Origin of the sequence: Wolbachia endosymbiont (group A) of Hylaeus communis, from assembly GCF_947251915.1 — a bacterium.
Classification (GTDB): Bacteria; Pseudomonadota; Alphaproteobacteria; order Rickettsiales; family Anaplasmataceae; genus Wolbachia; species Wolbachia pipientis.
In genome coordinates this window covers 1406742-1429545 of record NZ_OX366396.1, presented here as the reverse complement: position 1 = coordinate 1429545, position 22804 = coordinate 1406742, and the positions used below count along the sequence as shown (strand labels likewise).

The window sequence follows — 22804 nt, the reverse complement described above, 5'->3', positions numbered from 1 at the left end:
CTATAAAGTGTACATGCTGTTTCTTACAGATGAAGATTTTATTTATTTTGCAGTACTGCTGAGATTGTTGCTTCTGCAACTTTTTCTTCGCTAACAGATGCAATACACCTAAATTTGTGTACACCTAAACACACACTTTGAATGTTAGCTTGAAGAATCAATGTGTCCCCTGGAGTAACTGGCTTTCTGAATTTTGCATTTTCAATGGATCTCAAGTAAACAACTTTATTTTCTATTGTTTCTTTACCTAGAACACATATAGCAGATGCCTGAGCTAGAGATTCAATTATCAAGACTCCTGGCATTATTGGATGACCAGGGAAGTGGCCAATAAAAAATGGCTCATTGAAAGTCACATTTTTGATTGCTTTTATACTTTTACCAGGATCACACTCTATAACTCTATCTACTAAGAGAAACGGATAAGAATGTGGTAATATTTTTATAATATCACTGATATTAAATTGCATAAGCCTACTCAATGCCTTTCAAAGCAAATTCAGGTATTTTCTTGTTTATATTGTTTAATACCACATCTGATAAATCAACTTCATCCATGGAGTATAAAACTTGGTTCTTTTTTGAAATAAATAGTACCAAATCTATGTTGTTTTTTTCTGCCGTTTTTTTAGCGACTTCTTTTATCTTGTTAAAAACACTCTCTACTGCGTCTCTATAGCTTTCTTCTAAATGTAACATTTTTTTAGCGTAATTATCTCTAGTATTTACAGTGTGCTTATTAAACTGTTCTGTCTTTTCTTTTTTTGCTTCTTCTGACAAAAGTTCAAATTCTTCTTTTGATGGCTTAAGTTTTTCTAACTCACTTTCAAATTCTTGTTGTAATCTAGAATTCTGCTCCTTTATTTGTTGTTGTATATTTTGCAGAGCAAGAGATTCATTGATGACTTTGTCACTATCGATAATTGCAGCTTTTGTGTTCTGAGGTTGATATCCTACAAACTTATACCCCACAAATAAGGAAATAATTAAGGCAATAACTGATATAAATAACTGTATATATTTCATTCAAATCCCCGCTTCAATAGAAAATTTAACATTTGGTGATGGTATTATATCATAAGATTCCTTTACTAAAGGAAACCCGAAATCCAATCTAAGTCTACCAAAAGGAGAAAGCATTGAAAAGCCAAAACCTGGTGACACTCTCACAAGCTTGCTATCATAGTATTTCCCTTCATACTTCTTATTTTTATCATCTAAGCCAAAAAGTGTCGCATAGTCAACAAATAGTGAGCCTTTGATACCAGCATAGTCATATAGTTTTGGTAGAGGAAAATCCACTTGCTGTGTTAGATTAAAATAAGTTTTGCCTCCTAATGAGCTTTTATTTTTGTCTTCTGCTCTTGGTCCAATACCGGAAAGGTCAAACCCTCTAATCTCATTACCCCCTTTAAAAAAGTGCTGGCCAATGTTTAGGTTTTCATCAGTATAAGAAAAAATATGACCTGCCGCCATCTTAAAGCGTAGCGTTATATCATCGTCAATTTTGCTTAATATAGGGTGCGTATAAAAAGATAAGAATTCAGATTTTAGGAAATTCACGTTTCCTCCCAATCCTGAAATATCCTGACTTAAGCGCAGTAAATACCCTTCTTTTGGAGCATATAGATTATCCAGTTTATTATATGCCAACGTGTATCCCACTGATGAAATCTGATGTTTGCCTTTTCGGTCCAGTATTATTTCAGAGATATCGGTGTCTTGTCCACCCTTATTATCCATGTGTATATGATTATACTTATAAGAATAGCGAAGGGAATTAGTTAAGTTCTCTGTGACTTTATATGATAACTTTGTAAAAAATCCCATATCGCAACTATCAAAAGTAGTGTTTGGTTTATCTTGTTTTTCATAAAATACACCCATGCCTAGTGACGTATCAGAATCGTTAAAATTATTTTCAACAAACTCTAAATCAGTAGAAAATACGTATTGACTTTTTTCAAGAGCAAAAGAGAGCTCTTTTCCAGTACCAAATAAATTACGGTCTTTGAGGTCAATTTTAATCAATGCTCCACCAGGAAGAGACACACCTCCTCCCAAATACAACGAAGTAGTGTTTTTTTCTTTAACACTTAAGTCAAGATTTACTGCATTATCATTAACTGCATAACTATTTACTTTCACTGTTTCAAAAAAATCACTACTCATTAGTTTTTTACGTGACTTTTGAATCTCAGATATATTGTACGCATCACCTTCTGCTACACTTAGCTTACTTCTGATCACTTTATCTAAAGTGCGATCGTTACCATCAATTGTAATTTGATTTATATAAATCTTTTTACCCGGCAGCACTCTGTAGGTTACATCTACAACGTTGTCACGTTGTGCATACTCTGGATTAACTTTTGCAAATATATATCCTTTTTCATTTAAATATTTGTTTATTTTTTCTACTGTATTATTAATTTTAACTCTATTAAATATCTTATCGTTTTCCTCTGTTATAAAATCCAATATTTCTTCTTTTAGGCTCAAATCCTGAATTTCAGTTTCAATATTAACCTCATTATTTCCAAACAAATACTGCTGTCCTTCGTCAATCAAAAAAGTTAACTCTGTTTGATTGTTATTATCAACCTCAACAATTGGTTGAATATTATTTTGAATATATCCCTTAGACGAATAAAAACGATCGAGCAATTCTGTGTTAATCAATAGATATTGCGGTGAATAATGATTTTCGCCTTTAAAAATGGCTCTAAATAACTTACTAAATATGTCATTACTATGTCTTTTAATAACTTGCTCTAGCTCATTTTCAGAAAAGTTTTTATTGCCTATAAATCTTATATCCTTAATTTTAGAGGTTTTGCCTTCTTTTATTTTGAAAATTAGATTGACCCTATTACTATCGAGCTTCTCCAACTCATATTCAATTTTAACGCCAACCTTACCGTTATTTCTATAAGTAGTGATTAAATTCATTAAATCGCTTTGCAATTTTGTTTCAGTTAAAATAGTTAGCGACTTTGATTGAATCACATTATTTAGCAGCTCTTTGCTGTTAAATAACTTATTGCCTTTTAACACTACCTTGTTAATCAGTGGATTTTCTTGAATTTTTATTACTAAATTTTTTTTATCATCTATGTAAGCATTAACACTAGCAAATAACTTTGTTTTATATAGATCTTTTATAATTGAGTCTATATCATCGTCGTTTATATAATCACCAGATTTTAGTTTTATATAGAACCCTATTGTCTGGTTGCTTACCCTCTCATTACCAATACATTTGACATCTTTCACCTGCACTTTTTCCGCAGTTCCTAAAGCAACAAGCAGGGCAGGAAAAGAAATAAAAACCACTACCAGTATATAAAATAGCTTTTTCATATTTTATTTCAAAAAAGATCCCTGATATCATTTGACATTCCAGTTGCCATAAGCAAAAACAACACTAAAGCACCAAAAATAGCTGCATATTTTTGACATTTCAAGCTTAAATCCCTACGTATAACCGCTTCTATGATATAGTGAAATAAATGCCCACCATCTAGCAGTGGTATTGGCAGCAAGTTAATTGCAGCTAAATTAGCTGAAATGATTGCCATAAAATATAGAACCATAATAAATCCCTTTTTAGCTGATTGTCCTGAATATTTTGCGATTTTTATTGGTCCACCTATTTCATTGATACTCCTTTTACCAACAATAATGTGAAAGAGAGCTTTGATCGTTAAGCACATAGTGTGGTAAGTTTCACTTACTGATAAGCTCACAGCCCCAAGAAAAGACGACTGCTTTAATGTATTGACTGAAATAATCCCTATAGTTTCTCTTTCTATTGTGTTGCCAAAAACGTCTTTGTCCTTGATTATTAATGGAGTTAAACTGGTCCTGTGCTTCTCATTATTTCTGCTATACTCAATCTCCATTCTTGTTTTAGGATTCGACATTATCACACGTGAAATATCTTCAAAGTATTTTATTTTATGCTCATTGATTTGTGTAATAGTGTCACCTGGCAACAAACCAGCTTGCTTAGCTGCACTACCTTCGATTACATTTTCAATCACCGGTGGAGTGCGATAATAACCTGCTATGCTAAAAAATATTGTAAAAGCTATAACAGCAAATACCATGTTTGCAAAAGGCCCTGCAAAAACTACTGCTGCTTTTTTATGACGCGGTTTTGTATGAAATGAATACAATTTTTCTTCTTCCGTTAATTCTTGTTGATCAGCTGGGACACTCGCTGCATTAGTATCTCCTAGCATTTTAACATAACCACCCAATGGAACAGCGCTTAATTTCCATCTAGTTCCAGACTTATCGTTAAAACCAAAAATTTCAGGACCAAAACCTATGGAAAAAGATTCAACTTTAACTTTGCATGCTTTGGCAACAACATAATGCCCATATTCATGCACGAATACTATGACAGAAATTATTAAAGAAAATGATAAAAAATAATATATTCCATCGCTAAATTGATGGATAAGATTAGAAATTAATTCCACCTGTATATTTAGATCTTAACAAAATGTTAAGTATATTAAAATGCGCCTCGCTTGACAAGTATTTAGTTTAACTTTTAAATTAAAAAAAGTTTAATTGTAATGACAGATACCTCACTACTCAGAAGAAAATTAATATATAGAAGCTGGCATAGGGGTTGCAAAGAAACCGATATACTTTTAGGGCATTTCGCATTGAAATATCTTGATAAATTTTCCTTAAGCGAACTAATCGAATACGAAAAAATAGTTGATCTTGATGATTACGAATTATATTGTTACATAACTCGTAAGACAAACCTCCCTCCTGGCTTGAATAGTCAGATAGTCAATTTAATTGCTTGCTTTATTGAAGCTAATCCTTTATGCACTCAAGATTAGTGATAATCTTATTTACCTTATCTAGTACCTCAGTATATTCTATTCTTTTCTCGTTTCTATACTTTTCGCGCTCTTGATTTACTTCATCTAATCGCTTTGTTAATTCTAAAATTTTATCCTCAAGAATTAGTGCTGCAAGTAAGAAATTTAATGCATCCGACCCCTTACCTCCAATTTTTTGAGATACAGAACCAACTAGCTTGTCAAAACTATTAGCAAGGCGTAATAAATGGCTCTTCTTCCCACTTTCGCAAGATATTTTGTATGTGTTATTACGTATAACTATTTCTACTACTTGCATATGGTGCTAAAAATTTCTATCGTACAGTATAAACTCAAACCCCTACTTTCATCTTATTTATGGTATAAATTTTTATTCATTTATCAAATCAGATAATTTTTTACTGCTACGAAAATATGTTTTAAAGTATTGATTCTTTGTAAACTTCTGTAACATTAAATGGCTTGTTTCTTTCAAGTTATAACTTCTAACTGAAAAAGAACCAAACCCCCTAATTTCAACTCTATTATGATGTTTCAATGTGCTTGAAAGTATCCCAAAAAATCTATCAACTATAGCTGCTATAACAATCTTATCTAAAAAAGGATGTCTTTTTGCTACCCTCGCTATTATATCAGACTTTGTTGCCATTTATATGAAGCCAAAATAAGTAAACCTTATCACTTAGCAGATAATGCTATGTTATATTCTTCAACACCCAATACTTCAACTTCTATTTTTTCTGATATAGAGAATTTTTTATTCTCTGGTAAATGCTCTTGATCTATTAGAAGGGTTACATCGTTCTCAACTTCAACGACTAGTCCATTATCTTCTCTCTTACCTACAATAACCTGTATTTTATCACCTACCTTAACTTTCTTTATCAGTTCTTCAAGAGGATCATACTCTATTTGTTTTATTCCAAGATAAATTCTTGCCCGATTCACGTTAGCCCTTATTACTTTTGCTTCTATTTTATCACCTACATTATACTTCTTTATCTCATCTGAACCATTTTTAGACCAACTAAAATCTTTCACATATATTGTCCCTTCTACGTTCTCATCTATTTCAGAATCACCGAAAGCAACAGATACATATGAGCCGGTATTATTCTTCACTTCACCAGAAACAATAGAACCAGGAGGATATTTATTGATAAATACTTGCCAAGGGTTGTCTACACACCTTTTCATGCTTAAACTCATCCTACTCTTAGCAATGTCAATACTGAGAATTTTTACATATACTTCTTGTCCCCTTGTTACGAGACTACTAACTGGTAAATTACTCTTAACCCAAGTTATTTCTGACGAGTGCACTAAACCTTCAATTCCAGGTCTAAGCTCAACAAATAATCCATAATCTTCTATGCTTGTTACATAACCCTTATGCACACTATCAACTGGATATTTTGACTCTGCATCTTGCCAAGGGCTATCTTCTAGCTGCTTCACACCCAAGGAAATTTTAGCATTTTCCTTATCTATTTTTATAATTTTAACTTTTATAGTCTGACCACAAGTAAAAACTGCAGACGGATGACTTACCCTACTCCAAGAGATATCTGTAATATGTAACAATCCATCTATAACTCCCACTACATCTGATTCATGAATACCGACAAATACACCGTAATGAGTGATACTTTTTATTTTCCCTTCTATTATATCGCCTTCATTTAAAGATTCTAAAAATTTAATTTTTTCACCAGCGTGCAATTTTTCTAACACCAGCTTTCTTGATACTACAATATTGCCCTGCTTCTTATCCATTTTAAGCACGATGAACTTTTGTTCAGTTTCAATAAGGTGCTTCGCATCTTTTACTTGCTTCAAATCCACATGACTCAGCGGTAAAAAAGCGCTTATTCCGTCACCAAGATCAACAATAAAGCCACATTTAATTGAGCGTTTAATAACTCCGCTTACTTCAGCCCTTGTAACTGTATCTTCTTCCAACTTATTCCATTTTTCGTCCCTAATTGCTTTTTCACGACTAAGAACAACATTACCATGATAATCTTCAATTCTTTCCACATAAACTCTGATTTTCGAGCCAATAATGACCTCATCATTACAACCGAGTTCCTTGATCAGAATTCTCCCGTCAGATTTTAAACCAATATCAACCACAACGTCGTTAGGGTTTATTCTTGTAATTACACCTTCTACCACATCTCCTTCTTTAATTTTGTTAACAAAAGAATCTTCAAACAAGGTATTATCTTGATCCTCAAATTGGCCTTGACATATCTCTTCTATAAATTTGTTTGATGATAGCTTTCTGATAGTAACCGGTAGATTTACGACTGGATTATTATTATTCATACCTTTAACTTAAACTTTATTAGAACTCATATATTATATAATATTAACAATTATTGACAAGTAATTTTTCATTAACTCATTTCGAGAATTGTTTAAGCTATATAAAATATAGTGAGAAAATTATATATGTATCAAGAATATGCTATTTAAGAATAGCAAGTGGATTAGATCGTTCTCCAGAAGGTCCAGGCTAAAACCTGATGTTGATGAAATATTGGAAAAATATTCTATTCAAAACAGCAAGGAATCTATAGAGAAAATTGTAAATTCACAAAAAAGAATATGGGTAGAAATAGGCTTTGGCAACGGTGAAAATATGCTTTACCAGGTGCTCAATGAACCTGATCTATTATTTATAGGATGTGAGCCCTACTTAAAGGGGGTTTCTCGCTTGCTAACAAACATAGAAATACAGAACATAAAAAATATTTTAATGTGGACAGAAGATGCAAGAGAATTGATTGCAAATTTTCCTGATAACAGTGTTGAAAGATTCTTTATTCTCTTTCCAGATCCATGGCCAAAAAGAAGTCACAATAAAAGACGATTAATTAATACGGAATTTTTAAATTTATTAGCAAAAAAAATACTTATAACAGGGGAAATATTCATTGCAACCGATCATCAGGACTATGCAGAGTGGATAGCATCACATATAAAGCAGTGTAACTCTTTAATCTATAGGGAAGACGATTTCACAAGTTATACTCTTACAAAATACCACAGAAGAGCGCTCAAAGATCAGCGTAAAGTGAGGTTCTTTAAAGTAAGTGTTATTAATAATTTGCAGACTATGGATCAATAGAGTTTTTGCATATCTCTTTTACGTTAACTATAGATTAAAAATAATAAAAAAAGAGGGAGAAATAGAGTAAATTCCTTTAACTACTTCTCCTTATGAAGGAATAGACTTCTTGCATAACCCAAACTAAGTAGAAAAAAGGTATCATCCAAGTAGCCCCTTTCTCGTCATGCCGCCGCGGCGCTAACACGTAGCGGGATGATGAGGCTTATCGTCATGCCACCGCGAACCGTCATACTGTCACGGTATCTCTTAGCCGCTAACAAGTAGCGGGATGACGGTTGTCAGGTTAGCTGTTATCCCAGTTTTTGACACTGGGATGACAACGAAGGGCTACTTGGATGACAGGGAAGGATGCTGGAATGAAGGTTTTTCAAATTGTCGATAAACCTAAATCTATAATAACTATTTGCCTTTTTTCTAGGTTATGCAAGAAGTCTACTGAATAACAGTAAGATTTTTCAATCCTGTTCCACAGCAAATTTTAGTGCCATGTGAGTAGTTATGGTGCTGTTAACAATCAAAATAACAAAAACTAAGATGGTGATTAGTAGTGTATAAATATTCAAGGATAAATTTTCAAATTGAGTTAGCATTTTAAAATACACAAAGGTTGGCATTATCATTGGCAAAACAAGAATTTGCGATACTCCTGATGCTAAGTTGTTTCGACCAATCATCAATGCATTTCCAGTAGCTGAAATATTAATGATTATCAGCGTATTAAATAATAAAGACACTCCAACTGCTATTGAGTGTTCAATACTATTGCCTAGAATTGCAAAGCTGAATATGGAAGAAATTACTGAAATCGGTAACCCAAATAATAACCAGTGAGCGAAAATTTTATAAGCAACTATAAGCCTAGAAGAGAGTGGCTGTACAAAGATTTGCTCTAATATTCCATCATGATAATCAGATGTAAACAAATTATTTGTAGAAATCTGCAAAACAAATGTAGCACATATCCATGTTAATGTTAACATAACTTCTTGTTTATTGTTGTTTTTAAGTGTAAATGAAGATAAACTTAACATTATGATAAAAATACATACTATATAGGTAAAGTTCTTATCATCTATTACTAATTTTTTTACTGAATCGATCATACTAGGCTTTTAAATGTTTATTATAAATTATAGTGTTTACTTTGAGGTAGTATAATTTTTTGTTCATAAATTATATAGGTTTTATTATTTTTTTGATAATGCAATTATGGAAAAGTTACCAAAAATAAAGTCACCAGAAGATTACACTCCTTCAGAAGATGAAGAATATATGAGCGTAAAACAACTGGAATACTTCAGCTTAAAGTTACAATCAATACTCGCTGAGTTAGAGAAACAAGAACTAGAAGATAATAGTATTGATACATACTATTCTGATGAAGATAGTGGAAACGAGGAATTAATCAAGCGTCGAAAAGATAGAAAAGAAAAAATTAAGGAGGCGTTAGAAAAAATAAAATTAGGCACTTATGGTTACTGCGATGGAACAGGAGAAGAAATAGGAGTCGAAAGACTTAAAGCTAATCCGCTTGCTATATATTGTATTGAAGAGCAAGAGAGAGTAGAAAAAGAAAAGAACGTGTACAACATTAACGATTAATTTACACATAAGTGGTGAGCCCATTGGACTTCAAGAGGAGCAAGAGGCGCTGAAGTATGTTATGCTATAAAGAAAGTGGAAAATTGGACATTCTCAACTTGACTCCTGCAGATTAAAAATTAAGTTGTATCCGTTCAGGCAATGGCGTCAACTTAAGGAAAAATGTCAGAGATTGTGTATAAAATTTCTCTCCAAATTTTTTATCATTAAATTATCCAAAGAGTGCAAGGGACAGCACTTTTGTTTCTATTTTATTGCAACAAAAAAGTTTAAAATGTGTCTTTTTTAGGTGAGGCATGCAAAAAGGAAAAGATCTTATCTTACAAATTAAAAATGCAATATACTCGAAAACTTTTCAGAAAATCCATTGTGTTGAGTTTTACACGAACAAGAAAACTTCCTTTTTCGACAGTATTTTCTATGATTTTAAAGTTAGTTAAAAAAAGTTTGGGAATAGAATGTGAACTTATGGAGCCATTGACATGTACCCTCAAAGCAAGCTTTTTCTAAAGCAAGGTATAAGATTTGCCATACAGGCTTTCAAGAATTTAAGCATCCAAACAGCCTATCAGGATGAACCTGAGTTGGAGAGGCTATAGACTTATTGCAGCAGATGGTTCTGGTATGAGATTACCCAGCTCTGGGGAAATTGTATCCGAGTTTGAACCAAATGGAACAACAGGCACCATTGGCAATTTGTTTGTTGATTTGTGTACTTCATTGATTTGCAGTGCTCGTCTTGCAGCTTGGAATATAGGTGAACAAACGTTGGCGGCAGAGCAATTACCCGAAGTTATCACTCAAATGCGTTTATTAAATCAAGAGAAATTATTATTTATCTATGATCGTCTTCAGTAAAATTCATTCAGCAGCATTATGATTTGGAAGTAGATTTTATTTTTCGCTTGCAAAAAAGAAATTATAGTAAGCTATGGGAACGCTGGCGAATTAGATTTTGATTTTATATTAGAAAATGAAAAGCTAAAAAATAAAATGAAAGGACAGAAAGTAAGAGTTATAGTGCTGACATTAGCCAACTGAGAAACAGAGTTTTTGACCGAGACTTTGGAGCAAAGCTTATGTGTTAAGGTGGCACATAGAGGAAACGACTCAAAGTAGGAGCAGAGTTAGAGAATTTTTCTGGAGAGGCTGTATTACAAGAATTTTGGGCAAACTTGGTCATGTGCAATATATTATCGCTTCATATATGTGATGCACAAGGGCCTTGGAACCCAGATCAAATTACTGAGTATCGTTTAAATTTTTCAGTTTTATTTAGTGTAATGAGACAGAAACTCTATCAGGTACTTATTGCGCCAAAAAACTTTCAAGCCCTTTTTAAGTATACGCGCTAAAGTTATAGCCTTTCTTATAATAGTCCGAATGCGATAAGATATGTGTTTATGGCTATAGCAGGCCAGTAGCATATTACGGTCTGTTCGGATTATTGTAAAAAGAGCTATAAAATCCGACCGGGACAGCCGCAATAAAGTAGATAAGCCTAAACGCCATCATGTCTTTAGGAGAGTTTGCTAATGAAAGTTCTTAAGTTGACGTCATTGGCTGAACGGATACGGAATGACACCATCCTTTTTTCTGGATTCCAGACTGGAATGACACCTCTGGACACTTCCGTCGTAAAGGAACCAGTGTCAGCTACTCGGATGACACCTTTTTTCTACTTAGTTTGGGTTATGCAAGAAGTCTAATGAAGTGAAAATAAATTTATTTACCAAAATAGAGTTGCCTTGGTCTACAGATCTTAGTTTCTTTATCATTTATCATTTCATACCACTGAGTAACCCAACCAGTGGTTCTTGCAAGTGCAAAAATAGGTGTGAACATATTTGAGGGAATATCGATAGCATTCATTATTATACCTGAGTAAAAATCAACATTTGGATATAACTTACGCACAATAAAATATTCATCCTTTAAAGCTATTTCTTCAAGTTTTTTTGCAATTTTAAGCAGTTCATTATTTTGTTCTAGTTTACTTAGAACCTCATGGCAAGCGCCTTTCAATATACGCGCGCGCGGATCATAATTTTTATAAACACGATGTCCAAATCCCATCAATTTAAATGGATCTTTATCATCTTTAGCTTTTTCGATGAATTTATCTATATCTCCACTTTGCTCTATCTCTTTTAGCATATTTATAACTGCCTCATTAGCTCCACCATGTGCTGGTCCCCAAAGTGTAGCAACTCCTGCAGAGAGGCTTGCAAACAGATTAGAACCAGCCGATCCCACCAATCTGACAGCCGCCGTAGAAGCATTCTGTTCATGATCAGCATGGAGAGTAAATATTTTATCCAGAGCTTTTGCAAAAAGGGCGCTTTTATCATTATCAACAGCATCGCCAAATATCATCTTCAAGAAATTTTCACTGTAACTTAATTCATTGTTAGCATTTATGAATTCCTGATTGTTGATATGCCTATAAATCATTGCAATAATTGTGGAAACTTGCGCTATTGCAGAAATTCCAAAATCTAGGTCTTCACCATTGACATTGTTGCCATGCTTTTCATGGTAAGATGCTGACAAACTTGCAAAACATGCAATTAAAATCGACATAGGGTGAGCAGTCTTTGGAAATGCTTTGATTACATTTGTAACTTGCTCTGATACTTTGGATAATTTTTGTATTTTGAGAAGAAATTTTTTGTGTTGCTCTGAACTGGGTAATTCACCATAGAGCAATAAATAAATCACAGCAGTAAAATTATTATTCTCTGCCAAATCAGCTATATTATGTCCCCTATATTTAAGAACTCCTTCATCTCCATCAATGAATGTAATTGTAGAAGAGCATGAAGCTGTAGAAACAAACCCTGGATCGTAAGTGAATAATCCTGTCATCTTATATAAATCCTTGATATTTAACACATCAGGACCTGTTGTTCCGCTTAATACAGGTAGCTCGATTTTTAATCCATTACTTAGTTCTAATAGCACTTTTTTATCCATCACTTAAGCTACTTAAATTTTATACAGAATATACAAACTGAGGAGTATATATTAATACAGTTAACTTTACATTAACCGTATTAAGCGGTCATCAATGCTTTTACTTTTGCATTTAAGCGACTTATTTTACGCGCAGCAGTATTCCTATGAATAACACCTTTATTCACACACTTGTGTAAATTAGATTCAGCATTCCGAAATGCCAGAACAACATTTTCTTTGTCGCCAGACTTGATTATATCAACCAATTTTCTAATAGAGGTGCGAGTTTTACTTTTCCGCATCTTATTTATTAAAGTGCGCTTTGCTATTACCTTTATCATTTTTTTAGCACTCTTATGATTTGCCATATATTAATACCTAAAATACTGTACTTTTCTTTTAATTATAAAGTTTTTTTGTTAATTTGCAATATCAGTTTTTCCTATGGTTAATCTACTGCTTCTCTCTTCAATAATTTTTTCTAAACTTTGCAAGAATTCATTTTTGTTTAACCCAGGATATATTGGGGGCAATATTTCTATTACTGCCTTTCCGGGATTCTTTCTCAGAGAAAGTATGCTTTTTGGCCAAAACAAACCAGTGTTTAAAGCAACCGGTAACACAGGAACAGATAATACGCTATATAAAGCAGCAATACCTGGTTGATATTTTATATTTTGGTTTATAGTTGTTCTTGTACCTTCAGGAAATATTATTATGCTTCTATTTTCTTTTATACGCATTTTTGCTAGTTTGATTATATGGCGTATAGAACTGATACCATCTGAACGGTTAATAAAAATCATTTTCAGCGCTATAAGATGCAAACCAATGAATGGAATCCATTTCAATTCACGTTTTAAAATAAAAACCGCTTTTCTAAATAGTAGTATAAAAATAAATGTTTCAAATGGAGATTGGTGTTTAGATGCAATGATAAAAGGTTGCTTAGGGATGTTTTCCATTCCCCTCACTTCATATTTAATGCCACATAATAAACGCAGCATGAATAATACAACTCTCACCGAACAGACGAGGAAAATGGTTATTACACACTCAGAAAAGAAAATTACAGGGAGAGTAATGAAAGTATAGAATACCTCCCATAATATAAGAAAGAAATTAAACAATAAACTTGAAATCACAAACTCACATAAATTTATTTAAATTTAACTTTATTACAAATTAAAAACAATAAATTTAATTATTGATCATCTGAATAATAGGATGCGAATCAGCTAATTTGTCCTTTAACTTTTCGTTAGCAATATGAGTATATATTTGTGTTGTAGAAAGGTTAGTATGGCCAAGAACTTTCTGTATCAACACAATATTTGCTCCGCTATTTAGTAGATGGGTAGCAAAAGAATGCCTAATCACGTGTGGAGAGATCTTATTTTCATCAATATTGCATTTTCTTGCCAACTCCTTCATTAATTGACCGACCCTCTGCCTTGTAATTGGTTTATTAGGTTTATCACCTGGGAATAGCCAATCGGATTCCTTTTCTTTAGAGATCAGATTATCACGAACTGATAAATAATTTCTAAGGCTCTGCAATGCTTGTTCATTAAAAAGAATTTGCCTCTCTCTACCACTTTTTCCTTTTATTATTATATAGCATTCTTTGTTATTACTGTTTATTAAATGTGACACTTCACATAATTTCATACTAATTAGTTCAGAAACACGCATTCCAGAAGAGTAAAGGATATCTAAAATCACACATAGCCTTTTACTGCTTATCTCTTTATTCGATTCGCTTGCTGATTTTCTCACTGTGTCCATTAGCAAAAATATTTCTTCGACACTTAAATACTTAGGCAAAGGACGAGAAACTTTTGGATTCTTTAATTCAGCATCATTAGCCGGCGCTGGATTAAAATCTATTATTCCGTCATTAAATAGACACTTGTAAAAATTTTTCATAGCGGATATTTTTCTTGATATAGAGCTACTTTTATATTTTTTTTGTGTACATAAAGATTTCACATAATCTTTAATATTGGTTTTGTTTACACCAACCAAGGTAGTGCCTCTTTCCAATAAAAATTCTTCAAACTGGTGTAAATCCGAACGATAACTTTCCAGAGTATTTTGTGCAGCGGACCTCTCTGAAGCTAAAGCATCTATGTAATATGTTATGTAAAGATTTTCTTTTTTATTTTGCGACTGTTTATTTTTCATTATCAGTTCCTATATTTATTTCTTTGGCTATAATTTGATTAGAAGTGTTCCCTGTGTTTCTTATGAGAAAATATGAGACAAATAAAGCATTTATCAATAGAGCGAACATCACAAACTTTTGCTTTAACCTTTTTCTTAAATTTAATCTTACTCTTATCATAGTTAAATTATAACGTTAAATCTATAAAAAACACCTTATAAAGTGAGCTCTACTATAAATATAGAATACTTCTTAGCTGTATCTATCTATATTTATTATAACATAACATTGATTATAATTCTAACATGGACAGATAGAGATTCCAATTACGTTAGTGTTATGGGTGTTAATAAATTTTTAATATACACCTTTACAAAAGAAGAAATCAAATGGCATCTTTTTTTAATAAAGTGCTAATAAAAGGAACGGTCACATTTGACCCTATAGATTCATTATCTATCTTTTCTATAATTTTATCAATGCTATAGAAAGAACGTTCTATTCTTGCTAAAATATAATTAATCACTTTTAAATCAATTTTTAACTGTTTATCTGAAAATCGTTTTATTAGCATAATTCTTAATAATTCCTCGCTTGCAGGCAAAATTTTTACGCTGATAGTTGATAATATTCGAGAACTTAAATCTCTTAGTTTGAAGTTAAGCTTTTTTGGTGAAATTGAAGAAGTGATTAGCAGCCTCTTGTCGTTTTCTTTCATGTAATTGTAACAATGTAATAACATTGCTTCATCTTTAATGTTTTGTACGTCTTCTAAAATAAAAGCATCGCTATACCTAATCTCGCTTACGAAGTTATTCACATTGATAAAGATTGCATCGTTTATTGATTGCCAAATATGAGCAAGATGAGTTTTACCGGAGCTTTTAGGTCCAAAAAGAATCAGACATTTCCAAGATAAATCATTAACTACCGAATTATATACGTGCTTATTTTCATCTAAGATGATGTAATTTTGCCGGCTATAATCAGCTTGATTGTTGTTAAATAAATTTAATTGCACGTTGAACCTCTTACGTAACCTCTTTCTGGTAGTAATTTTTGCGCAGAAATTTACTTACGCTCCTCAAATGTGTCAGGTATTCTGGGCTCATTTCTCCTCTTACCATAAATTGATTATGCAAAAGGTCTGTTAGCCGTTTTTATAAAGCTCACTTTTAAAATATTTATTGATTGCATATTCTACTGATACATTGAACATTGCTATTATTGGAATAAAAAGTAATATACCTGTAAATCCAAAATATGAAGCGCATATAGTAATTCCCAGAATAATTACAGTTGGATGTATATGAACTTTTTTTCCTATTAATAAAGGAACTAATATATTTGAATCTATTAATTGTCCAACACCAAATAATAGCAAAACAGCAGCACTTTCAAACCATCCACTAAATTGAGTGATAGCGCTCAAAAACCCAATAATGGTATATAATAATGGCCCTACGTAAGGTATGAACGTTAACATTCCTGATAAAATTCCAATAACAATAGAGTGTTCCAATCCAATTATGCTCAGACTCACAGAGTAAAAGACCATCATGACAATACATACATTTACCTGCCCCTTTAGATAATTAGATATAATGAAATCCACTTTGGAAAAATAATCTGCAATTTTTCCTCTGTAAGGAATAGGGATTAATTTACTAGCTTTTTCTATAATTAAAGGCCAATCACGTAATATATAGAAAAACACTACAGGAGTAATCACCATTAATGATACCGTGTTAAAGCTTGAACTTAACACTTGGATTATAAAGTTACTAGCAATATCAAGAGCATTCATGAAATAAGATACATAGTTGCTGTAATTTTCTGCTAGATTTTTAGATAAATGATCAAATAAGCTATCCTCGATTTTCATATTAAGAAATTCTAATACAGAGGGGATTACTTTAAACTTTAATGAAGGCACTTTACTCACTAAGAAATTTAATATTGAAGTAATTTGAACATATATAATAGGTAAAACAAATGTTATGACTAGTATAAAAGCTATTAATAAAATAAGTATTATAAAAATTACAGAACATGAACGTGGTATTCTATACTTTTCAAACTTGACTACTAGCGGATTAAACAAATATGCAATAATAATAGATATTAAACATGGAAAAATCATAGGACGCATCAGGAATAACATCCCTATTATAAAAAGCAGTATGAAACAAATAGTTATATGACGTTTTTGCATGTGTTTAGCATAGCTAATTTACTGAAAAATATGCAATTTATTTTTCCTATGTTGAAAGTATTTTACGATTTGTAATACTATCATTTTTTACTAAAATTTAGTTGTTTAATCCGCAGGCAAAGATAGATTTTGAGCTCTCTAAATATCTCTTTTGCTATTATAATTATGCTAGTTAATAGGGGAAGTAACTTTTATATGATGTCAGAAATTTTATTTTTCGGAAAGAATCTTGGATAGAGAGGAAAGCTTCTACAAAAAGAAATATGTGCGCTAAGAAATACAAAATAGCAGCATTAATAGTTGCAGCGGGAGTAGGCAGTAGATGCAATTCTACGATTCCTAAGCAATATATAAAACTGGCAGGTAAATCTGTTTTATTTCATACAATTAAAAGATTTCTGGCTAACCAATATATAGATTACATAAGAATAGCAATTAATAGAGACCATGAAAGTTTCTATGAGAAAGCTATATCACTAATTACAGACACTAAATTACTAAGCCCTGTATACGGAGGAGAAAACAGGCAAAGTTCAGTTAAACTAGGGCTTGAAAGCTTACAAAAAGTTAACCCAGATTTTGTAGTTATACACGATGCTTGTAGGCCTTTTGTGTCAGATGTTCTGATAGATAACTTGGTTGAATCTATGATTAATGATCAATATACAGGAGTAGTTCCAGCAATAGAAGTTGAAGACACTATGTCATTGGTGAGTAATAGTTTTATTGAATCTACGATTTCAAGAGGAAAGCTCAGAGCCATACAAACCCCTCAAATTTTTAATTTCAAAGAATTATTATCATGCCATCAATCAGTCAAAGAATTTACTGACGATTCATCACTAATGGTAGAGCACAAAAAACATGTTGCGATTATTAAAGGTGAGAAAAGCAATTTTAAGTTAACCACAAAAGAGGATATCAATATGGCAAAGCTTCTTTTTGAAGAGCCAAAATTTCGTGTCGGAGCCGGTTATGATATACATAAGTTCATTAAAGTTCAAAATGGTGCTGAAAGCTTTATAAAAATTTGCGGTGTGAAAATTGAACACAACATGGCAATAGAAGCGCACTCTGATGGTGATGTTGCAATACATGCAATCGTTGATGCAATACTCGGAGCACTGGGATGTGGCGACATAGGAGAGCACTTTCCTCCTAGTTCCTCTGAATGGAAAGATTGCAATTCATCTCACTTTCTTGACTTTGCTGCTAAAAAAGCAAAAGAAAAAGGGTACAGCGTGTCTAATTTAGATATTACTATAGTTTGTGAAGAGCCTAAAATATCGCCTTACAAAGTAGAAATGAAGAAATTCATATCAAAAGCATTAGAAATTGATGATGAATTTGTAAATATCAAAGCAACCACTGCAGAGAAATTAGGTTATATTGGAAGAAATGAAGGAATAGCAGTGCATGCTTCTGTGTTATTGCATACAAACTTTTATTGGAAATAGAAACGAAAAAACTTACTTGACACCCTTCCTGGCGGAGATTATTCTCATATCACAATGTTCGTACAGTTGTGGCGGTATGACGTAGAAAAACTGTTAACTTAAATCTATATTGACATGTCCCATTTTACGCTTATCTCTAACCTCTTTTTTCCCATATATGGTTAAACTAGCTTTTTCGTTGCTCAAATACTTATGAGAATCATATATATCATTACCTATTATATTTTTTGTCATACAAGGAAAGCGTAATACTACTTCCTGCATAGGTAGCCCGCATATTATCCTAACTAGCTGTTCAAATTGACTAACGTTACATGCATCCAAGCTCCAGTGGCAAGAATTGTGAGGTCTGGGAGCTAGTTCATTAACTAACAATTCGTTATCTTTAGTAACAAAAAATTCAATAGCCAGAATTCCTATTACATCAAGCGCATTTGCTATTTTCTTTGCAGCTCGTTGTACCTCTTGAGTTAATTTGCTATCTATTTTAGCTGGCACTGTTGAAGTATCAAGTATTCCATCAACGTGGTAATTTTCTGCTATAGGAAAAAAAGCTACTTTACAGTTTTTATCTCTTGCAACGACTATTGAAACCTCTTTCAGTAAATCAACACTTGCTTCAAGAATGTACTCTGTATTCCAATCAAAGGAAGCAAATTGCTTCACTTCAGAATCATTCTCAAGCACATATTGTCCTTTTCCATCGTAACCCATTTCTGTTGTTTTCAGCCTTATTGGATAGCCAAAAGCTCTACTGCTTTTCAGTAGCTCATTATAATTTTGTATACTCTTATAGTTAGCAGTTTTTATACCCAAGTTTTTAATAAAATCCTTTTCTCTCAGTCTGTTCTGCGAAATGTGTAACGCTTTTTTACCCGGATAAAAATTTACATCGATATCAATTGCACTACATGGAATATTTTCAGACTCAATAGTAACTAAATCCACACTCTGTGCAAAAGATTCAAGAGCTTTCTTATCAGAGAAATCTGCTATTGTGAAATCATCAGCAACAGAGCAAGCCGGATCGTCTTTAGCACTGGCAAAAACATGTGTTTTTTGTCCAAGTTTTGTTGCAGCGATAGCAGTCATTTTACCTAATTGTCCACCACCTATTATTCCTATTACTTTTTTGCTCAGCGCATCTGGTTCATTCATACTATAAATTGATATTTCCTAATTAAAGTATACTTGAAAAATCTATGAAAAAAGTATATAATTAGAATGTTATCTTTTTATCATGAATATTCTATAATGATTCTAGAATACACATTGACTACCAACTTTGTTGAAGTTACAGTTTTACCAATTTACATTGAAGAGCAATCCATTCCTTATGAAAATTGCTATGTATGGATGTATAACGTTAAGATAAAAAACAAAAGCCAATCAACTATTCAATTGTTAAGTCGTCATTGGCAAATAATAGATTATAAGGGCAAAGTAAATGAAATTGCCGGAGTTGGTGTTATCGGAGAACAGCCTGTGATAAAATCTGGAGAGGTATTTAAATACACAAGTGGAACCTACTTAAATGTACCGTCAGGAATAATGCAGGGTAAGTATGAATTTCTGAATGAAGAAAGCATAAAAGTTTTTGAAGTTATGATACCACCCTTTTCTTTGGATAGTCCATACATCAAAACTAGACCCCATTAACTGTCAAAATAGTTTATTTGTAACCAGACTGCATTCTGTGATTTTTAGCAAAGCACGATCTTTCATTTGAGCTTTCTTCAAAAATATGGTTGAATAATTGTTAATAATAGTGTATAATTATTAATATTTTCAAGCATTTTTGCCATGGCTCTTTCAAAATTTCTCGATCCTCGCAATGATTTGTGTTTCAAAAAAATCTTTGGAACGGAAAAAAATAAGAATATCCTGATCCACTTTTTGAACGATATTTTAGGGTTTACTGAGATAAATGCAATACAAGAAGTTGAGTTTCTTAGCACTATTATGGATCCCGAAGTTGCCTCTGATAAACAAAGTATTGTTGATGTTCTCTGCAAGGATTCTCACGGGAATAGATATATAGCAGAAATGCAGCTCGCTAGAGACAAGGGCTTCGAAAAACGCGCTCAATTATATGCCGCTAAAGCCTACTCAAGACAATTAGATAAATCTGGCAACTACATTGATTTAAAGAAAGTCTTCTTTATTGCTATATCAAATTGTAACTTACTTCCTGAAGAAGTTGATTATATTTCTACTCACAATATACGTGATATAAAAACTAACGGCCATTACTTAAAAGATTTTCAGTTTGTCTTTATTGAGTTGCCTAAATTCGCAAAAAATAAAGTAGAGCAGTTAGAAAGTATAGTAGAAAGGTGGTGTTTCTTTTTTAAATACGCAGAAGAAACAACAGAAGAGGACTTAAAAGAGATAGCAGAAAAAGCGCCAATAATAAAGCTAGCATATGATGAATTAGACAAGTTTCGTTGGAACGAAAAAGATTTAGTAGCTTACGAAGAAAGGATAATGGATCTACGGAAAGAAGAAGCCATTCTTGAATACAGACTTGATCTTGCTACTGAAAAAGGCAAAAAAATTGGTAAAGAGGAAGGGAAAATTGAAGTCGCAAAAGCAATGCTGGCTAATAATGTTGATGTCAACACTATTGTCAAGTTTACTGGCCTTTCTATTAGTGAGATTGAAGAATTAAGTGGAAATCTGTGAACGGTTACGTTTATTTTTTATCCTTATCATCAAGTGTAAATAAGGTTATTGTAGAGATTAAGCCTATTATAACTATTATTAACGAAAATGGGGCAGCTTCTCTATAGCGCTCATCGCTTACAAGTTCATATATTCTAGTTGATATAGTTTCAAAATTAAATGGTCTTATAATAAGTGTTGCTGTGAGCTCTTTGATAGTATCCATAAATACGAGCAAAAATCCCGATAATATACTCTTCTTGATGAGAGGGATATGAACATTCAAACATGTGGAAATAGGTCCATGACCCATAGTATATGCAGTCCACTCAATTTCATTTGGTGTTTTTTTGAGCCCTGATTCTACCGCCTTGAAAGATATAGCAAAAAAACGAAATAAATATGAGTAAACTAATGCGCCAATAGTTCCTACCAAGCTAATTTCCACAATATATTGAGTAATGAAAGAAGATATTCTGCTTAAAAATATTATTATGCTAATTGCGATAATTGCATTTGGAATTGTGTAGCCTAAAGAAATGAGACGTGCTACATTATTGATTACCTTACTTTTACGCGCCGTATATCCAATCATTATTGCAATGCTAATTGAGATTAATGCGGTAATAAATGATAAACTAACGCTATTTGCTATTATATTATAGAACCTTGCTTCGTATATGAAAAACCCCTTCTCTATGCTCCAATATATGAGTGGAATCATTGGCAAAATAAACCCTATCAATATTGGTAATGCACACATAACATAAGTGCAAATTAACGGTATAGCACCACTTACACCCCGTTTGTTGTGATAATCTGCATTAGTGTTGATTGAAGAGTAAGATATTCCTTTTTTTTGTAGTTTTTTTTCGATAGCTATTAGTGTTGCAACGAAAATCAATTCTGCAACTGCTAAAACAGTAGTTGAATATTTATCATGCAGTAAAAACCAGGTGCGATATATTCCTGTCGTAAAAGTATCGATAGCAAGAAACTGTGGTGTGCCGAAATCTGTAATTACCTCCATTAGCACCAAGGACAACCCAGCTATAATTGATGGACGTATGGAAGGTATGATGACAGAAAACAGGCTCTTCAATGAGGAGAACCCAAGTGTTGACGCAATAGTGACTGAGTTACTAACATTCTTTAGACTTGAGCGGACTAGCATATAAACGTATGGATATAAACTAAATCCCATTACTAATATTCCACCACCTAGGGATTTTATTTCAGGAAACCAATAGTCACCTTTGCCCCACTCTAAAATGTCTCTTAATGAGCTCTGCACCGGACCTGAAAATTCTAGTGTATTCACATAGACGAACGCTACTATATATCCAGGAATCGATATCGGAAAGAACAAAGCAATCTCAAAAATTTTACTTCCAGGAAATGAAAAAAATGTGGTGAGCCATGCTGGAATCACTCCAAATATGAAGGATATCCCCCCCACTCCTATCATCAAAATTAGCGTACTCAGTATATATTCAGGGAAAAGTGTGCTGATTACCCATCCAGAATTTGCTGATTCTGTAAATAGAATCGATATTAACGATAGTATAGGACAGACGAATAATATACTTACTGAAAATAAGAATATATTTTTAAATACTCTCAAAAACATTAATTTGGATCTATATTTGATATTAAAATGTTATATGTAAAAACTAAAGATATCCAGTAATTAACAGCCGTACTATTGAATATCTTTATAATTTTGTATAT

23 protein-coding genes and 1 pseudogene are annotated in these 22804 nt (G+C 32.5%); 8 read left to right on the top strand and 16 right to left on the bottom strand.

The window, feature by feature from the left end; translation table 11 throughout:
* Positions 1-38 precede the first annotated feature (38 nt).
* Genes fabZ through rseP form a run of 4 tightly spaced genes read right to left on the bottom strand, consistent with a single transcriptional unit; the run spans position 39 to position 4490 of the window.
* A complete protein-coding gene (fabZ, locus tag OPR52_RS06990; protein ID WP_006279640.1) occupies positions 39-470 on the bottom strand; it encodes a 3-hydroxyacyl-ACP dehydratase FabZ in 432 nt (143 codons plus the stop codon).
* 4 nt (positions 471-474) lie between these two features.
* Positions 475-1026 carry an OmpH family outer membrane protein gene (locus OPR52_RS06985; RefSeq protein WP_077188197.1) on the bottom strand — a complete coding sequence of 184 codons (552 nt, stop codon included), beginning with the start codon at positions 1024-1026 and terminating at the stop codon, positions 475-477.
* Positions 1027-3363 carry an outer membrane protein assembly factor BamA gene (gene bamA, locus OPR52_RS06980; RefSeq protein ID WP_320109383.1) on the bottom strand — a complete coding sequence of 779 codons (2337 nt, stop codon included), beginning with the start codon at positions 3361-3363 and terminating at the stop codon, positions 1027-1029.
* A gap of 8 nt (positions 3364-3371) precedes the next feature.
* Positions 3372-4490: an RIP metalloprotease RseP gene (gene rseP, locus OPR52_RS06975; RefSeq protein WP_012673365.1), complete on the bottom strand. Its 1119-nt coding sequence runs from the start codon at positions 4488-4490 to the stop codon at positions 3372-3374.
* A 99-nt stretch (positions 4491-4589) separates the two neighbouring features.
* Here rseP and OPR52_RS06970 point away from each other — a divergent pair, with 99 nt between their 5' ends.
* Positions 4590-4868: an FAD assembly factor SdhE gene (locus tag OPR52_RS06970; RefSeq protein WP_006279484.1), complete on the top strand. Its 279-nt coding sequence runs from the start codon at positions 4590-4592 to the stop codon at positions 4866-4868.
* Here OPR52_RS06970 and OPR52_RS06965 read toward each other — a convergent pair.
* The 3 genes from OPR52_RS06965 to OPR52_RS06955 form a co-directional block, all read right to left on the bottom strand.
* Positions 4843-5169, bottom strand: a complete 327-nt coding sequence (locus tag OPR52_RS06965; RefSeq protein WP_151808012.1) for a cell division protein ZapA — start codon at positions 5167-5169, stop codon at positions 4843-4845. The two genes, OPR52_RS06970 and OPR52_RS06965, sit on opposite strands and share 26 nt — an antisense overlap.
* A 72-nt stretch (positions 5170-5241) precedes the next feature.
* Complete coding sequence (locus tag OPR52_RS06960; protein ID WP_010963035.1) at positions 5242-5520, bottom strand: HU family DNA-binding protein; 279 nt, start codon at positions 5518-5520, stop codon at positions 5242-5244.
* A gap of 29 nt (positions 5521-5549) precedes the next feature.
* Positions 5550-7202 (bottom strand): 30S ribosomal protein S1, encoded by a 1653-nt coding sequence (locus OPR52_RS06955; protein WP_012673366.1) that lies wholly within the window; start codon positions 7200-7202, stop codon positions 5550-5552.
* Positions 7203-7341: 139 nt separating this feature from the next.
* On the opposite strand from OPR52_RS06955, the gene trmB reads away from it, so the two are divergent.
* Complete coding sequence (gene trmB / locus OPR52_RS06950) at positions 7342-8007, top strand: tRNA (guanosine(46)-N7)-methyltransferase TrmB (protein ID WP_012673367.1); 666 nt, start codon at positions 7342-7344, stop codon at positions 8005-8007.
* A gap of 458 nt (positions 8008-8465) precedes the next feature.
* Here trmB and OPR52_RS06945 read toward each other — a convergent pair whose 3' ends face one another.
* Positions 8466-9113, bottom strand: coding sequence for a heme exporter protein CcmB (locus tag OPR52_RS06945; RefSeq protein WP_151808123.1), 648 nt, complete (start codon positions 9111-9113; stop codon positions 8466-8468).
* A gap of 106 nt (positions 9114-9219) precedes the next feature.
* On the opposite strand from OPR52_RS06945, the gene OPR52_RS06940 reads away from it, so the two are divergent.
* Positions 9220-9612 carry a TraR/DksA family transcriptional regulator gene (locus OPR52_RS06940; RefSeq protein ID WP_010963040.1) on the top strand — a complete coding sequence of 131 codons (393 nt, stop codon included), beginning with the start codon at positions 9220-9222 and terminating at the stop codon, positions 9610-9612.
* A 296-nt stretch (positions 9613-9908) separates the two neighbouring features.
* A pseudogene (locus tag OPR52_RS06935) lies at positions 9909-10952 on the top strand (transposase); the annotation flags it as partial.
* A gap of 385 nt (positions 10953-11337) precedes the next feature.
* Here OPR52_RS06935 and OPR52_RS06930 read toward each other — a convergent pair.
* The 6 genes from OPR52_RS06930 to OPR52_RS06905 form a co-directional block, all read right to left on the bottom strand.
* The gene (locus OPR52_RS06930) at positions 11338-12588 is read right to left on the bottom strand and encodes a citrate synthase (protein WP_264723112.1); all 1251 of its coding nucleotides are present in this window, start codon (positions 12586-12588) and stop codon (positions 11338-11340) included.
* 80 nt (positions 12589-12668) lie between these two features.
* Positions 12669-12938, bottom strand: a complete 270-nt coding sequence (rpsT, locus tag OPR52_RS06925; protein WP_012673338.1) for a 30S ribosomal protein S20 — start codon at positions 12936-12938, stop codon at positions 12669-12671.
* 51 nt (positions 12939-12989) lie between these two features.
* Positions 12990-13577: a lysophospholipid acyltransferase family protein gene (locus tag OPR52_RS06920; protein ID WP_010081980.1), complete on the bottom strand. Its 588-nt coding sequence runs from the start codon at positions 13575-13577 to the stop codon at positions 12990-12992.
* A 193-nt stretch (positions 13578-13770) separates the two neighbouring features.
* Complete coding sequence (locus tag OPR52_RS06915) at positions 13771-14757, bottom strand: tyrosine recombinase (protein WP_265038136.1); 987 nt, start codon at positions 14755-14757, stop codon at positions 13771-13773.
* Positions 14758-15122: 365 nt separating this feature from the next.
* Positions 15123-15758, bottom strand: coding sequence for a DnaA ATPase domain-containing protein (locus tag OPR52_RS06910; protein WP_006280257.1), 636 nt, complete (start codon positions 15756-15758; stop codon positions 15123-15125).
* 129 nt (positions 15759-15887) lie between these two features.
* Positions 15888-16952: an AI-2E family transporter gene (locus OPR52_RS06905; RefSeq protein ID WP_010963061.1), complete on the bottom strand. Its 1065-nt coding sequence runs from the start codon at positions 16950-16952 to the stop codon at positions 15888-15890.
* Positions 16953-17215: 263 nt separating this feature from the next.
* Here OPR52_RS06905 and OPR52_RS06900 point away from each other — a divergent pair, with 263 nt between their 5' ends.
* Positions 17216-18409 carry a bifunctional 2-C-methyl-D-erythritol 4-phosphate cytidylyltransferase/2-C-methyl-D-erythritol 2,4-cyclodiphosphate synthase gene (locus OPR52_RS06900; RefSeq protein ID WP_155969285.1) on the top strand — a complete coding sequence of 398 codons (1194 nt, stop codon included), beginning with the start codon at positions 17216-17218 and terminating at the stop codon, positions 18407-18409.
* Between the two features lie 93 nt (positions 18410-18502).
* On the opposite strand, the gene OPR52_RS06895 is transcribed toward OPR52_RS06900, so the two are convergent.
* The gene (locus tag OPR52_RS06895) at positions 18503-19567 is read right to left on the bottom strand and encodes a 5-(carboxyamino)imidazole ribonucleotide synthase (protein WP_006279559.1); all 1065 of its coding nucleotides are present in this window, start codon (positions 19565-19567) and stop codon (positions 18503-18505) included.
* A gap of 99 nt (positions 19568-19666) precedes the next feature.
* Here OPR52_RS06895 and apaG point away from each other — a divergent pair, with 99 nt between their 5' ends.
* Complete coding sequence (gene apaG, locus OPR52_RS06890; protein WP_179951370.1) at positions 19667-20068, top strand: Co2+/Mg2+ efflux protein ApaG; 402 nt, start codon at positions 19667-19669, stop codon at positions 20066-20068.
* A gap of 144 nt (positions 20069-20212) precedes the next feature.
* Positions 20213-21094 (top strand): Rpn family recombination-promoting nuclease/putative transposase, encoded by an 882-nt coding sequence (locus OPR52_RS06885; RefSeq protein ID WP_265038134.1) that lies wholly within the window; start codon positions 20213-20215, stop codon positions 21092-21094.
* A 10-nt stretch (positions 21095-21104) separates the two neighbouring features.
* On the opposite strand, the gene OPR52_RS06880 is transcribed toward OPR52_RS06885, so the two are convergent.
* A complete protein-coding gene (locus OPR52_RS06880) occupies positions 21105-22622 on the bottom strand; it encodes an ABC transporter permease (protein WP_264723466.1) in 1518 nt (505 codons plus the stop codon).
* Between OPR52_RS06880 and OPR52_RS06875 the strand changes: the two genes are divergently transcribed.
* A complete protein-coding gene (locus OPR52_RS06875) occupies positions 22513-22743 on the top strand; it encodes a hypothetical protein (RefSeq protein ID WP_264723484.1) in 231 nt (76 codons plus the stop codon). The genes OPR52_RS06880 and OPR52_RS06875 overlap by 110 nt on opposite strands.
* The last annotated feature ends 61 nt before the right edge of the window (positions 22744-22804 follow it).

Bases quoted from the DNA above. Each gene is read 5' to 3' on its own strand.
- OPR52_RS06900 (WP_155969285.1), top strand. From the start codon at position 17,216: ATGTGCGCTAAGAAATACAAAATAGCAGCATTAATAGTTGCAGCGGGA.
- OPR52_RS06970 (WP_006279484.1), top strand. From the start codon at position 4,590: ATGACAGATACCTCACTACTCAGAAGAAAATTAATATATAGAAGCTGG.
- OPR52_RS06885 (WP_265038134.1), top strand. From the start codon at position 20,213: ATGGCTCTTTCAAAATTTCTCGATCCTCGCAATGATTTGTGTTTCAAA.
- rpsT (WP_012673338.1), bottom strand. From the start codon at position 12,938: ATGGCAAATCATAAGAGTGCTAAAAAAATGATAAAGGTAATAGCAAAG.
- OPR52_RS06960 (WP_010963035.1), bottom strand. From the start codon at position 5,520: ATGGCAACAAAGTCTGATATAATAGCGAGGGTAGCAAAAAGACATCCT.
- OPR52_RS06920 (WP_010081980.1), bottom strand. From the start codon at position 13,577: ATGCTGCGTTTATTATGTGGCATTAAATATGAAGTGAGGGGAATGGAA.
- fabZ (WP_006279640.1), bottom strand. From the start codon at position 470: ATGCAATTTAATATCAGTGATATTATAAAAATATTACCACATTCTTAT.
- OPR52_RS06940 (WP_010963040.1), top strand. From the start codon at position 9,220: ATGGAAAAGTTACCAAAAATAAAGTCACCAGAAGATTACACTCCTTCA.
- OPR52_RS06985 (WP_077188197.1), bottom strand. From the start codon at position 1,026: ATGAAATATATACAGTTATTTATATCAGTTATTGCCTTAATTATTTCC.
- bamA (WP_320109383.1), bottom strand. From the start codon at position 3,363: ATGAAAAAGCTATTTTATATACTGGTAGTGGTTTTTATTTCTTTTCCT.
- OPR52_RS06905 (WP_010963061.1), bottom strand. From the start codon at position 16,952: ATGCAAAAACGTCATATAACTATTTGTTTCATACTGCTTTTTATAATA.
- OPR52_RS06965 (WP_151808012.1), bottom strand. From the start codon at position 5,169: ATGCAAGTAGTAGAAATAGTTATACGTAATAACACATACAAAATATCT.
- OPR52_RS06895 (WP_006279559.1), bottom strand. From the start codon at position 19,567: ATGAATGAACCAGATGCGCTGAGCAAAAAAGTAATAGGAATAATAGGT.
- OPR52_RS06945 (WP_151808123.1), bottom strand. From the start codon at position 9,113: ATGATCGATTCAGTAAAAAAATTAGTAATAGATGATAAGAACTTTACC.
- OPR52_RS06930 (WP_264723112.1), bottom strand. From the start codon at position 12,588: ATGGATAAAAAAGTGCTATTAGAACTAAGTAATGGATTAAAAATCGAG.
- OPR52_RS06875 (WP_264723484.1), top strand. From the start codon at position 22,513: ATGAAGGATATCCCCCCCACTCCTATCATCAAAATTAGCGTACTCAGT.
- OPR52_RS06955 (WP_012673366.1), bottom strand. From the start codon at position 7,202: ATGAATAATAATAATCCAGTCGTAAATCTACCGGTTACTATCAGAAAG.
- trmB (WP_012673367.1), top strand. From the start codon at position 7,342: ATGCTATTTAAGAATAGCAAGTGGATTAGATCGTTCTCCAGAAGGTCC.
- OPR52_RS06915 (WP_265038136.1), bottom strand. From the start codon at position 14,757: ATGAAAAATAAACAGTCGCAAAATAAAAAAGAAAATCTTTACATAACA.